This window comes from Inhella gelatinilytica, from assembly GCF_016093295.1.
GTDB classification, from domain to species: Bacteria; Pseudomonadota; Gammaproteobacteria; order Burkholderiales; family Burkholderiaceae_C; genus Inhella; species Inhella gelatinilytica.
Genome location: NZ_JAEDAL010000001.1, coordinates 399,805 through 411,184, shown reverse-complemented (window position 1 = coordinate 411,184; position 11,380 = coordinate 399,805). Strand labels below are relative to the sequence as shown.

Here is an 11,380-nt window from a genome sequence, read left to right as displayed (position 1 = left end):
ATGTCGGCCTACTTGAATCATTTGGGTTTGATCTGCGCGGCGGGCGACAGCCCGGCCGCGTTTTGGCGGGCCTTGACGGCGCCTCAGCCGTCGGGGGTGACCCCGGAGCCGTGGCGGGACGGGCGCAGCTTGCACTTGGGGCGGGTGCGGCAGCCGCTGCCGCAGCTGACGGCCGCGCCGCGCTGGCAGAGCCGCAACAACGCACTGCTGGCGGCCGCCTTGGCGCCCTTGTGCCAGCCCACTGCCGAGGCTTGCCGTCGCCATGGCGCCGAGCGGGTCGCGGTCGTGCTGGGCACCAGCACGTCGGGGGTCGGGGAGAGCGAGGCCGATTGGCAGCGTTGGGCGCGCGACGGTGCCTTGCCTGCCACCCATGACCTGCATCGGCAGGAGATGGGCAACCCGGCCGAATGGCTGGCCCAAGCCAGCGGGGCCGCCGGACCGGCCTACGTGATTTCCACCGCCTGCTCCTCGAGCGCCAAGGCCCTGGCCAGCGCCGCCCGTTTGCTGCAAGCCGGTCTGGCCGATGCCGTGCTGTGCGGGGGCGCGGACAGCCTGTGCGACTTCACCGTGGCCGGCTTCAGCGCTCTGGAGGCCGTGAGTGCCGAGCGCTGTCAGCCCCTGGCGGCCGAGCGCAAGGGCATCAACATCGGTGAAGCGGCCGCGCTGTTTCTGATGACCCGTGAACCCGCCGGGCCCGGTGCGGTGCGCCTCGCCGGTTGGGGCGAGGCCAGCGACGCGCACCACATCTCCGCGCCAGAACCCAGCGGCCGTGGGGCCGAGGCCGCCATGCGCGAGGCGCTGCGGCGCGCTGGCTTGCAGCCCCAGGACATCGGCTACATCAACCTGCACGGCACGGCCACCCCGCACAACGATGCGATGGAGAGCCAGGCCGTGGCACGGGTGTTTGGGCTGGACGTGCCCTGCAGTTCCACCAAACCCTTGACCGGCCACACCTTGGGCGCGGCGGGGGCCCTGGAGGCCGCGGTGGCGTGGTTGACCTTGCGCGGCGAGGGCAGCCTGCCGGTCCATCACCTGGGGGGCGCGCGGGACCCGGGCTTGCCGGCCCTGCGCCTGGTGCAGCCCGGGGAGCGCCTGGCGCAAGCTCCGCGTGCTGTCTTGTCAAACTCCTTTGCCTTTGGCGGCAGCAATGCGGCCCTGGTCTTGACACGCGATGACTGAATCCATGGATGCTTTTGTGCCGCATCGCGGCGCCATGAGTTGGCTCGATCGCTTGGTCGAAGTGGGTGCGGAGCACGCCGTGGCCGAGGCCACGCTGCGCCCCGACCACCTGCTGGTGCGCGACGGGGGGTTGAGCCCCAGCACGGGGGTGGAGTACATGGCCCAAACGGTGGCGGCCTGGGCCGGGGCGCAACGCCGCGCCGCCGAGGGGGCACCCACCATCGGCTTTTTGCTGGGCACGCGCCGCTACACCTGCGAGCGCGACCGCTTCCGCGTGGGGGAGACGCTGTGCATCCGCGTGCAGCGCCTGTTCCAGGCCGACAACGGTTTGGGGCAATTCGAGGCCCAGATCGAGATCGGGTCCGAGTGCGTGGCCCGTGCCCATTTGAATGTGTTCGGCCCGGACGATCCCGCGGCCTTTTTGCGAGGGGAGACACCCACATGAACGCCGATCAAACGATCTTGGTGACGGGCTCCAGCCGGGGCATTGGCCGCGCCATTGCCTTGCGTCTGGCGCGCGATGGCTACGACGTGGTGGTGCATTGCCGCAGCCGGCGTGACGAGGCCGAGGCCGTCGTGGCCGAGGTGCGCGCGCTGGGCCGCAAGGCCCGCGTGCTGCAGTTTGATGTGGCGGATCGTGCGGCCACGCAGGCGGCGCTGGAGGCCGACCTCGAACAGCACGGCTGCCCCTATGGTGTGGTGGCCAATGCGGGCATTGCGCGCGACAACGCCTTCCCGGCCATGCCGGCCGAAGATTGGGATGCGGTGATCCACACCAACCTCGACGCCTTCTACAACGTGCTGCACCCGCTCACCATGCCGCTGGTGCGGCGCAAGAAGCCGGGCCGCATCGTCACGCTGGCCTCGGTGTCGGGGATCATGGGCAACCGCGGGCAGGTCAACTACAGCGCGGCCAAGGCCGGCATCATCGGTGCCACCAAGGCGCTGGCGGTGGAACTGGCCAGCCGCGCCATCACCGTGAACTGCGTGGCGCCGGGGCTGATCGACACCGAGATGGTCGATCCGCATCTGCTGGAAGAGGCGCTCAAGATCATCCCCGCCAAGCGCGTGGGGCGGCCCGAAGAAGTGGCGGCCGTGGTGAGCTTTTTGATGGGACCGGATGCGGCGTACATCACGCGCCAGGTCATCTCGGTCAATGGAGGGATGGTGGGATGAAAACCGGGAAACGGGTGGTCTGTACGGGCGTCGGTGCGCTCAGTCCGCTGGGGCACGATTGGCCCCATATCGAGGCGCAGTTGCGAGGCCGGATCAGTGCCGTGCAGCGCATTGCCGAGTGGGACGAGATCGAGGGCTTGAACACCCGCGTGGGCGCCCGCGTGCAGCCGTTTGAGCTGCCGCGCGAGCGCTACAACCGCAAGACCATGCGCTCCATGGGCCGCGTGGCCTCCATGGCCTGTTTTGCCACCGAAAAAGCGTTGGCGCAGGCGGGCCTCTTGGGCGACCCCTTGGTCACCAGTGGCCGCATGGGCATCAGCTGGGGCAGTTGCTCCGGGGAGCCGGCGGCGTTTGCCGACTTCTCGTTGATGATCAAAGAGAAGACCACCGAGGGCATCAACGCCAACACCTACATCCGCATGATGGCCCACACGGCGCCGGTCAACATCGGCGTGTTCTTTGGCATCACGGGTCGCATCATCACCACCAGCAGTGCCTGCACCTCGGGCTCACAGGGCATCGGCTACGCCTACGAGGCCATCCAGTCGGGCAAGCAGGTGGCCATGGTGGCCGGGGGATCGGAGGAGCTGGACGCCAGCCAGGCCGCGGTGTTCGACACCCTCTTTGCCACCAGCACGCGCCACAACGACCGCCCCACCCAGACACCCAGCCCCTATGACCAGGATCGCGATGGCCTGGTGCTGGGCGAGGGGGCGTGCGCACTGATCTTGGAAGAGCGCGAGCACGCCTTGGCGCGTGGCGCGACAGTGCTGTTTGAGATCGTGGGCTACGGCACCAACAGCGACGGCGCCCACGTGACCCAACCCAAGGCCGAGACCATGGCCCAGGCCATGCGCCTGGCGCTGGAAGATGCCGGCTTGGATGCCGCGGCCATCCCCTACGTGAACGGCCACGGCACCGCGACCGAGCACGGCGACATCGCCGAGACCCAGGCCACGCAGGCCGTGTTTGGCAACCGGATTGCCATCTCCTCGCTCAAGAGCTACATGGGCCACACCCTGGGCGCCTGCGGCGCACTGGAGGCCTGGCTTTCGGCCGAGATGATGAAGTCAGGTTGGGTTTGCCCCACGCTCAATCTCGCCTCGATTGATCCTCACTGTGGGGACATCGCGTATGTCATGGGGGGCGGGTGCGACCTCGATGCTGAGTACGTCATGAGCAACAATTTCGCCTTTGGCGGGGTCAACACCTCGTTAATTCTGCGTCGTGCCTGATAGGCACCTTCATGGGAGTTCAAGATGAATGTTTTTCGACTGCTGGTTTTGACGGTGATGGCTCTGGGTGCGGGTGCCGTGCAGGCTCGCGACACGTTGCTTAACATTCCTTTGGCCGATGTTTTGGCCATGCCGGAAGCCAAACAGAAGCTGGACCCCAGCTTCCAGTTTTTCTTGGCGGGGGCCAAGACTCCCAAGGTCGAGAAGAACCTGGGCGAAGGCGTTACCAACCAAAAAACCAATGGTTTTGGTAAGTCTGACGACTTTGGCTGCCGTTGGGTTCTCCTGTCCGCTTTGATTCGCCTTCAGGAAGAGGGAAAACGCAATGGCGCCAACGCAGTCGTTGACTTGGTAAGCTACTACAAGAAAAACGAAACCAAGAGCGACACCACCCTGGAGTGCCACGCCGGTGGGATTCTGATTGGCGCGGCACTCAAAGGCCAGTACGCCAAGATCAACTGAGCCATGGCCTGGGCGCGGCTGGAGCGCGTGAGCGCGGTGCTGGCGTCCATGCCCGACCCCCAGGCCTGGTGCGAAGCGGCGGAGGTCGCGCGCAGCCAGGCTTTTTCACGGCCCGAGCGCCAACAGCGTTTCTGGGCGGGGCGCTGGCTCTTGCGGGAGTTGCTGCAGCAGGCCCGGGGTGGCGTGAACCCATTGACGGTCGATGCTCAGGGCTGCGCCTGCGACCCCCAGGGTTGGCATCTGAGCCTGAGCCACAGCGGGGACTGGATGGCCGCGGCCGTGTGCGCGATGCAGCCGATTGGGGTGGATGTCGAGGTGCCCAAGCCGCGGCGGGACTGGCAAGCCTTGGCGCTGCATTGCGACTTCGAGCCTTGCCAGACGGCGGAGGACTTCTACCGCCAATGGACCCTGGTCGAGGCGTGGTTCAAGGTGCAGCCCCCCCCGCAGGAGGCCTATGGCTGGAAGCGCTGGCGCTGGCTGGCGCATGCCCAGGGGCCGGCGGCCTGCTGGGCGGGCGAGGGGCTGAATCTGGCCTTGTATGGCTGGCCCGACGAAGGCCGCCTGCAGGCGGCCGTCACGTTGCGGCCCTTGGGGCGCTGGGCGGCCCAGTTGAAGTGAGGGTGGTTTTTTACAATCCGCCTCGATTCGGACAAGGGATTGAATGATGAACGTGGGCGACGGGGGGCGCAGCCCCCTCGACCAATGCAGGCCCACGGGGTGGCGGCTCGGCTTCGGCTTGTTGGCGCTGCTGTGGGCGGTCGCTGTGCAGGCGCAGGTGCCCATGCGCTACCTGCTGAGCTTTGACGACGGCCCCAGCGGCCGCGAGGGCGCCAGCAACCCCACCGAGCAAGTGCTCAATACCTTGGCAAACAACGCCATCCAGCCGGGCATCAAGGCGCTCTTCTTTGTGCAGACGCGCACCTCCAGCGGTGGGGCCACCGCGCGCGGCAAGGAGCTGTTGCGACGCGAGGCGGCAGAGGGGCATGTGCTCGGCTTTCACACCGCCACGCCCGGGCACCAAAGCCACCGACGCATGGAGAGCGAGGCCTTGCGCGAGGCGCTGGCGCTGGGCCTGAGCGACCATGAGACCCTGCTGGGTCGCCGTCCGACCTTGGTGCGGCCGCCCGGGTGGGCCTATGACGCCCGCACCCTGGGGCTGTATCACGAGGCGGGACTGTCCATGCTGCTGACCGATTTGAGCGCCAGTGACGGCAAGATCGTGTGGCCCTATTACTCGTGGCGGCGCCGCAGCCACCTGCGGCATCAGCTGCGGGAGCTGGGGCCCCGATTGCAGGCGTTGCCGGTGGCGGACGGCGTGCGGCCCGTGGTGGTGACTTTCCACGACCCCAACCCCTTCACGGCCGAGTGTCTGGAGGAGTATTTGCAATTGCTGGTCGAAGAGGCACGCGCCCTGGGCCTGCCACTGGATGCGCGGCAACCTTTTTATGCCGAATCGACCGCCTTGGCGCAGGCCGCCGCGGCGCGCGTGGTGCGCGACGCGGAACCTGTGCAGCACGTGGCCGGGTTTTGGTCCTCGTGGCGCGAAACTCTGTTGGGCGACTGGGGACGCACCGCTCACCAGCGACCGTAAGTTTTATTGGAACGGACGCCATGAACCCGTCTAAAAACGATGCCCTGGTGACCCTGCGCGCCCCCGACGGTGCCCAAGCCACCGTCAGCCTCCACGGCGGTCAGCTTCTCAGTTGGATCCCGGCGGGCGGCGAAGAGCAGCTGTATGCCTCGCCGCTCAGTGTCCCTGCGGCGGGGTCGGCCCTGCGGGGCGGCGTACCCGTGATCTTTCCCCAGTTTGCGCTGCAGGGGCCGTACCCCCGCCATGGCATCGCCCGAACCCGAACCTGGTCGCTGGTGCAGCGCGAGCAAGGGGTGCAGGGGGACGCATTGGCCGTGCTGCGCCTGGAGGATGACGCCGATACCCTGCGGCTGTGGCCCCATGCGTTCGCCCTGGAGCTCACGGTGCGCATTGCCGGGTCCCGGTTGGAGATGGAGCTGGCGGTGGAGAACCGGGGCGAGGCGCGCTTCAGCTTCCAAGCCGCTCTGCACAGCTACTGGCGGGTGCAGGACCTGGGCCGCGTCCAGATTGAAGGTCTGCAAGACCGGCGCTATTGCGAGAGCGACACCGGTTTGGAGGGCGTGCAGCACAGCCACCGGCTGGAGTTGCTGCCCGGCAAAGCCATCGACCGCATCGTCTATGGCCCGGCCTCCACGCTGCGCCTGGTGGAGCTGGGTGAGGCCACCACGCGTCGGCTGCTGATTGAGAGCGAGGGCTTTGACGACGTGGTGGTCTGGAACCCGGGTGCCGACCATGGCTTGCCCGACCTGCCGGCCGCAGACTGGCAGCACTTTGTCTGTGTGGAGGCCGCGCAGATCGAGCACCCCCCGGTGTTGGAACCGGGGGACGAGTGGGTGGCGCGTCAGGCCCTCACGGCGCGCTAGCCGCCGCGTCCTTCTGGCACTTTTTGACGAAGCTGTTGCGGGCCGCCCCGTGCAGCTTCTTCTCTTCGGCTTGGGCCAGGCAGGCCTCCCCCGGCTTGTCGGCTGCGGGGGCTCTGCTGGCTTCGCACTTTTTGATGAAGCTGGTGGCAGCGGCGCCATGCAGCTTTTTGGCATCGGCCTGGGCCTTGCAGGCCGACGGGCCGCCGCCCGCGTCCGCATGGCATTTCTTGAGAAAACTGGTCTTGGCGGCACCGGCGAGCTTGCGTTCGGCGGCTTGTTCTTCGCAGGTGCCGGCGAGCGCCATGTGGGGCGCCGCGAGCAAGGTCAGCAAAAGGGGGGCGAAGGAGAGGGGGTTCTTCATGAAGAGCTCCTGGGGGACTACATGATGCGGCGCGGATGCACCAGGTGTTCGTGCGCCGCATGCAAGCGACGCACCAGCACTTTGATGAAAGCGCGGTCGAAGCGGTGCTGGCATTCGCCCGAGAGCGAGCCCAGCAACTGGGGGGTGAAACTCACCGTGGTGCAGACCTCTGTGACCCGCACATCGGTGGTGTGGCGGCGAAGCTCTTCGTTGGGGGCCAAATAGGCCATTTCGCCCACCGACGTGCCGGTGCCCAATTGCGCCACGGCATGGCCATCTCGGATGACCTCAACCGCGCCCAGCGCAATGATGTGAAAGCTGTTGCCTTCCTGGCCGCGTTTGAACAAGTGATGATGGACGGGGTAGCGGCGCCACCGGGCACGGCGCACTACCTCCCACAGCTCCACGTCATCAAACTCACGGAAAAAGTCCAGGGCGCGTAACAGGTTGAAGCGCTCCGAGTCTTTCACTTCGGTGAAGCGCGCCAAGGGAATGAGCTGTTTGGCCACCAAATCCGACAACGCCTGGGCGAATGTCCCCCAGTTCGGAAAGCGATCTTCCGGACGTTTGGACAGGGCACGAAGAACAGCGGTGTCCAATTCGGGGGCGACGCCCTCTCGCCAATGGGAGAGCGGTTTTGGTTCTTGGTGGTAAATCTGATGCATCAAGGCCATCTGGGACGGTGCATCAAAGGGCGGCCGCCCGGCGATCAGGTGGTACAGCACCGCTCCGAGGGCATATTGATCGGCTCGCGCGTCCAGGTCATTGCCTTCCAGTTGTTCGGGGGGCATGTAGGCCAGCGAGCCCACGCGGTGGATTTGTGTCTGATCACTTTGCAGGTGCAGCGCTGACCCGAAGTCACTGACCTTCACGTCCACTGCTTGCCCCTGGTCGTCCAGTACGGTGAGCAGGTTGGCGGGTTTGATGTCGCGGTGGATGACGCCCTGGCGAAAACAGTAATCCAGGGCCATGGCGCACTTGAACCCCAGTTCCACGATTTGATCCAGCGGGAGCAGCCGATCCGCCCGGCAAAAGTGCCGCATGGTCACCCCGGGTACAAACTCCATCACCAAATAGGGCTCGGGGGCGTCCGTGACCGCATCCAGAATTTGCACCACATTGGGGTGAGAGAGCCGGCCGGCGAGGGACGCTTCGGCGGCAAAGAAGTGGTTGCGCATGTTCACCGAACCCTCGGCGCCGCGCGTGGCCTCCTTCCAGGGGCGTACCCGCTTGATGGCGACATGTCGGTCCTGAAACGCGTCGTGCGCCAAAAAAACATCCGCCGTGGCACCGTGCCCCAAGCACCGAATCACCTTGTACTTGCCGATGTGGCTGGGCAGGTCCAACTGCGACGGGGCTTCGCTGCCAGGGAAGGTCGAGGCCGGCAGGCTGGCTTCGGTGGGGCCGGGGGCTGGGTTGGGCATGCGCGGATCCTGCCATTCCTTGGCGCTGGCGACCATTAGGGGGTGCCTAAAATCCACAGCATGATTCATGCCACTCAGGCCCTGCTCGAAGCCTTGGGCGTTGCGCTGCGCGCAATTGCCCCCGAGACCCCCCTCACCCCCGCCTTTGAGGCCCCCAAGCAAGCCAGCCATGGTGATTTGGCGGTCACGGTGGCCATGCAACTGGCGCGCGGACTCAAGAAGAACCCCCGTGAATTGGCCACGCAGCTGGTCGAGGTGTTGAGCGCCCAGCCGGCCGTGCAGCAGTGGGTGGACGCGATTGAAATCGCGGGTCCGGGCTTTGTGAACCTGCGCCTCAAGCCCGCCGCCAAGCAGGCGGTGGTGGCCGAGGTGCTGCAGGCCGGCGCCGCGTTCGGGCGCCAGGCGCCGACCACCCGCCGGGTATTGGTCGAATTCGTGTCCGCCAACCCCACGGGCCCGCTGCACGTGGGCCATGCGCGCCAAGCCGCGCTGGGGGATGCCGTCTGCAGCCTGCTGGCCACCCAGGGCCACCAGATCACGCGCGAGTTCTATTACAACGATGCGGGTGTGCAGATTGCCACCTTGGCGAACTCAACCCAAATGCGCCTCAAGGGCTTCAAGCCCGGGGACGCCGAGTGGCCCGAGAGTGCGTACAACGGGGACTACATCCAGGACATCGCGGACGCCTTCTTGCGCCAGGAAACCGTCAAGGCCGACGACCGTGAGTTCACGGCTTCAGCGGATGTGAACGACCTGGAGGGCATTCGCCAGTTCGCGGTGGCTTACCTGCGGCACGAGCAGGACTTGGACTTGCAAGCCTTTGGCCTGAAGTTCGACAACTACTTCCTGGAGTCCAGCGTCTATGCCGGTGGGCAGCTGGAGAAGGCAGTCGAGCGCATCGTCGCCAGCGGCAAGACTTACGAAGAGGGCGGTGCGCTGTGGTTCAAGTCCACCGACTACGGGGACGACAAGGACCGCGTGATGCGCAAGCAAGACGGCGGCTTCACCTACTTCGTGCCCGACGTGGCCTACCACGTCAACAAATTCGAGCGCGGCTACACCCAGTGCATCAACATCCAGGGCACCGATCACCACGGCACCATCGCCCGCGTTCGCGGCGGCCTGCAGGCCCAGGGCCTGGGCATCCCGCAGGGCTTCCCGGACTATGTGTTGCACAAGATGGTGACCGTGATGCGGGGGGGCGAAGAGGTCAAGATCTCCAAGCGCGCCGGCTCCTACGTCACCTTGCGCGATTTGGTCGACTGGACCAGTCGTGATGCGGTGCGCTTCTTCCTCATCAGCCGCAAGGCCGACACCGAGTTTGTGTTCGACATCGACCTGGCGCTCAAGAGTACCGATGAAAACCCCGTGTTCTACGTGCAGTACGCCCACGCACGCATTTGCTCGGTGCTGAAGAACTGGGGCGGGGCGGTTCAGGCGCTGGGCTCGGCCGACCTCTCGGGCCTGACGGCGCCCACGGAGATGGCGCTGATGAGCAAGCTGGCTGACTACCCCAAGATGCTGACGCTGGCGGCGCAAGACTTGACGCCGCATGATGTGGCGTTCTACCTGCGTGACTTGGCCGGCGCCTTCCACAGCTATTACGCGGCTGAGCGGTTCATCGTTGATGATCCCAGCCTCTGCCAAGCCCGCATGGCCTTGCTGGCTGCAACGCGGCAGGTGATTGCCAACGCGCTGGGCGTGCTCGGCGTTTCAGCCCCTGAGTCCATGGCCCGGGAAGGGAATACGGAATGAGTGATGTGAAAAAGGCGCCCTCGGCCGCCAAGGGCGGACGCCAACGCGGTGGCTTTGGCCTGGGGCTCGTGGTGGGGCTCTTGCTGGGCTTGGGGATCGCCTTGGGCGTGGCCTTGTATGTCACCAAGGTGCCCGTTCCCTTTGTCGACAAGGTGCCGCGGCGCGACGCGGATCTGGATGCCGCCGATGCCCAGGGCGCCAAGGGGTGGAACCCAAACCAAGCGCTGGGTGGCAAAAGCCGCGCGGCCAGTGGGGTGGTTGCACAACCCGCCGAGGCGGCCAGCGAGCCCGGCAAAGCGCCGCCCCCAAGCGCGGCGGCACCGGTGCCTGCCGCCGCTTCGGCCGCGCAGGCACTAAAACCTGCAGCCAGCGCCGCGGTCGCGATTCCTGCTGCGGGTGCCAAGCCCGATCCCGCCAAGGTGACCGATCCCAATGCGGTGTATTTCGTCCAAGCCGGCGCGTTCACCAAGCCGGAAGAGGCGGAGCAGCAGCGGGCGCGCCTGGGGCTGCAGGGCTTCAATGCCAAGGTGTACGAGAAGGAAACCAATGGTCGCCTGGTGTATCGCGTCCGCATCGGTCCCTTTGAGGTGAAAGCCGAAGCCGAAGCTTTGCACCACCAAGTGCAGGAGGCGGGCCTGGAGTCCACCCTGGTGAAGACGCAGAAATGAAGTTCAACCGTCGTACAGCTGTCGCCGCCCTGAGTTTGCCGGCGGCCCCCGCGTGGGCGCAAGGCGCTCCCTTTGCTCCCCTGGCGGGTCAGCACTTTGTGCGGTTGCGCCAGCCCCTGCCACGCAGCCCGGGCAGCAAGATCGAACTGGTGGAATTCTTCTGGTACGGCTGCCCGCACTGCTACGAGCTGGAGCCGCACTTGCAGGCCTGGCTCAAGCAGTTGCCCCCGCAGGCCGAGTTCCGGGCCGTTCCCATTCCCATTCGCGGTTACTCAGCCCTGCACCAGCGACTCTTCTATGTGCTGCAGGCCATGGGCGTTGAGCCCCAGTTCCGAGCGGCGATTTTTGACGCGCTGCACAAACAGAACCTGATGCTCGGCAGCCCGGCGGAAATGGTCAAGTTGCTTCAGCCCTTGGGGTTGGACGTGCCGCGGTTTGAGCGGACTTGGGACGCCTTTGATCCGCGCGGCTTCAGCGCGGCGCAAATTCGTGCGGGCGACAAACTGGCCCAGGACTACGGGGTCGACTCCGTGCCAACTTTTGGCATTGGGGGCTTGTACGTGACGTCCGAAAGCATGGCCGGTGCCAACGTTTCGCATGCGGAAGGCCTGCGTCGCACGCTGCTGACCGTCGATCATCTGATCAAGAATTTTGGGAAGGTTTGAC

General features: G+C 66.1%; 13 protein-coding genes. 11 read left to right on the top strand and 2 right to left on the bottom strand.

Annotated elements, in window-relative coordinates; translation table 11 throughout:
• From I7X43_RS01950 to I7X43_RS01915, 8 genes are read left to right on the top strand one after another with little or no spacing between them, the layout of a single operon-like run.
• Complete coding sequence (locus I7X43_RS01950; RefSeq protein WP_198099204.1) at nt 1-1,179, top strand: beta-ketoacyl-ACP synthase; 1,179 nt, start codon at nt 1-3, stop codon at nt 1,177-1,179.
• A gap of 4 nt (nt 1,180-1,183) precedes the next feature.
• Nucleotides 1,184-1,624: a hotdog family protein gene (locus I7X43_RS01945; protein WP_246480089.1), complete on the top strand. Its 441-nt coding sequence runs from the start codon at nt 1,184-1,186 to the stop codon at nt 1,622-1,624.
• A complete protein-coding gene (locus I7X43_RS01940) occupies nt 1,621-2,355 on the top strand; it encodes a 3-ketoacyl-ACP reductase FabG2 (RefSeq protein ID WP_198099202.1) in 735 nt (244 codons plus the stop codon). Before I7X43_RS01945 ends, I7X43_RS01940 begins: the two co-directional genes overlap by 4 nt.
• Nucleotides 2,352-3,590: a beta-ketoacyl-ACP synthase gene (locus tag I7X43_RS01935; protein WP_198099201.1), complete on the top strand. Its 1,239-nt coding sequence runs from the start codon at nt 2,352-2,354 to the stop codon at nt 3,588-3,590. Before I7X43_RS01940 ends, I7X43_RS01935 begins: the two co-directional genes overlap by 4 nt.
• Nucleotides 3,591-3,614: 24 nt before the next feature.
• Complete coding sequence (locus I7X43_RS01930; RefSeq protein WP_198099200.1) at nt 3,615-4,052, top strand: excinuclease ATPase subunit; 438 nt, start codon at nt 3,615-3,617, stop codon at nt 4,050-4,052.
• Between the two features lie 3 nt (nt 4,053-4,055).
• Nucleotides 4,056-4,670, top strand: a complete 615-nt coding sequence (locus tag I7X43_RS01925; protein ID WP_198099199.1) for a 4'-phosphopantetheinyl transferase family protein — start codon at nt 4,056-4,058, stop codon at nt 4,668-4,670.
• Nucleotides 4,671-4,713: 43 nt separating this feature from the next.
• A complete protein-coding gene (locus tag I7X43_RS01920; protein WP_246480088.1) occupies nt 4,714-5,643 on the top strand; it encodes a polysaccharide deacetylase family protein in 930 nt (309 codons plus the stop codon).
• Nucleotides 5,644-5,663: 20 nt separating this feature from the next.
• Nucleotides 5,664-6,506: a D-hexose-6-phosphate mutarotase gene (locus I7X43_RS01915; RefSeq protein ID WP_198099198.1), complete on the top strand. Its 843-nt coding sequence runs from the start codon at nt 5,664-5,666 to the stop codon at nt 6,504-6,506.
• Here the strand turns inward: I7X43_RS01915 and I7X43_RS01910 are convergent.
• Both I7X43_RS01910 and I7X43_RS01905 read right to left on the bottom strand, forming a co-directional pair.
• Nucleotides 6,493-6,867 (bottom strand): hypothetical protein, encoded by a 375-nt coding sequence (locus I7X43_RS01910; protein WP_198099197.1) that lies wholly within the window; start codon nt 6,865-6,867, stop codon nt 6,493-6,495. The genes I7X43_RS01915 and I7X43_RS01910 overlap by 14 nt on opposite strands.
• Nucleotides 6,868-6,884: 17 nt before the next feature.
• Complete coding sequence (locus tag I7X43_RS01905) at nt 6,885-8,291, bottom strand: serine/threonine-protein kinase (RefSeq protein WP_198099196.1); 1,407 nt, start codon at nt 8,289-8,291, stop codon at nt 6,885-6,887.
• 60 nt (nt 8,292-8,351) lie between these two features.
• On the opposite strand from I7X43_RS01905, the gene argS reads away from it, so the two are divergent.
• From argS to I7X43_RS01890, 3 genes are read left to right on the top strand one after another with little or no spacing between them, the layout of a single operon-like run.
• Entirely contained in the window at nt 8,352-10,046 is a 1,695-nt protein-coding gene (argS, locus tag I7X43_RS01900) for an arginine--tRNA ligase (RefSeq protein ID WP_198099195.1), read from the top strand.
• Nucleotides 10,043-10,714, top strand: coding sequence for an SPOR domain-containing protein (locus tag I7X43_RS01895; RefSeq protein ID WP_198099194.1), 672 nt, complete (start codon nt 10,043-10,045; stop codon nt 10,712-10,714). The genes argS and I7X43_RS01895 overlap by 4 nt, the downstream gene beginning before the upstream one ends.
• Nucleotides 10,711-11,379, top strand: a complete 669-nt coding sequence (locus I7X43_RS01890) for a thiol:disulfide interchange protein DsbA/DsbL (protein ID WP_198099193.1) — start codon at nt 10,711-10,713, stop codon at nt 11,377-11,379. The genes I7X43_RS01895 and I7X43_RS01890 overlap by 4 nt, the downstream gene beginning before the upstream one ends.
• The last annotated feature ends 1 nt before the right edge of the window (nt 11,380 follow it).

What these genes read in the sequence shown, in the direction of transcription:
- I7X43_RS01890 (WP_198099193.1), top strand. Translation starts at nt 10,711, where the DNA reads ATGAAGTTCAACCGTCGTACAGCTGTCGCCGCCCTGAGTTTGCCGGCG.
- I7X43_RS01905 (WP_198099196.1), bottom strand. Translation starts at nt 8,291, where the DNA reads ATGCCCAACCCAGCCCCCGGCCCCACCGAAGCCAGCCTGCCGGCCTCG.
- I7X43_RS01920 (WP_246480088.1), top strand. Translation starts at nt 4,714, where the DNA reads ATGATGAACGTGGGCGACGGGGGGCGCAGCCCCCTCGACCAATGCAGG.
- I7X43_RS01895 (WP_198099194.1), top strand. Translation starts at nt 10,043, where the DNA reads ATGAGTGATGTGAAAAAGGCGCCCTCGGCCGCCAAGGGCGGACGCCAA.
- I7X43_RS01950 (WP_198099204.1), top strand. Translation starts at nt 1, where the DNA reads ATGTCGGCCTACTTGAATCATTTGGGTTTGATCTGCGCGGCGGGCGAC.
- I7X43_RS01925 (WP_198099199.1), top strand. Translation starts at nt 4,056, where the DNA reads ATGGCCTGGGCGCGGCTGGAGCGCGTGAGCGCGGTGCTGGCGTCCATG.
- I7X43_RS01945 (WP_246480089.1), top strand. Translation starts at nt 1,184, where the DNA reads ATGGATGCTTTTGTGCCGCATCGCGGCGCCATGAGTTGGCTCGATCGC.
- I7X43_RS01930 (WP_198099200.1), top strand. Translation starts at nt 3,615, where the DNA reads ATGAATGTTTTTCGACTGCTGGTTTTGACGGTGATGGCTCTGGGTGCG.
- I7X43_RS01940 (WP_198099202.1), top strand. Translation starts at nt 1,621, where the DNA reads ATGAACGCCGATCAAACGATCTTGGTGACGGGCTCCAGCCGGGGCATT.
- argS (WP_198099195.1), top strand. Translation starts at nt 8,352, where the DNA reads ATGATTCATGCCACTCAGGCCCTGCTCGAAGCCTTGGGCGTTGCGCTG.
- I7X43_RS01910 (WP_198099197.1), bottom strand. Translation starts at nt 6,867, where the DNA reads ATGAAGAACCCCCTCTCCTTCGCCCCCCTTTTGCTGACCTTGCTCGCG.
- I7X43_RS01935 (WP_198099201.1), top strand. Translation starts at nt 2,352, where the DNA reads ATGAAAACCGGGAAACGGGTGGTCTGTACGGGCGTCGGTGCGCTCAGT.
- I7X43_RS01915 (WP_198099198.1), top strand. Translation starts at nt 5,664, where the DNA reads ATGAACCCGTCTAAAAACGATGCCCTGGTGACCCTGCGCGCCCCCGAC.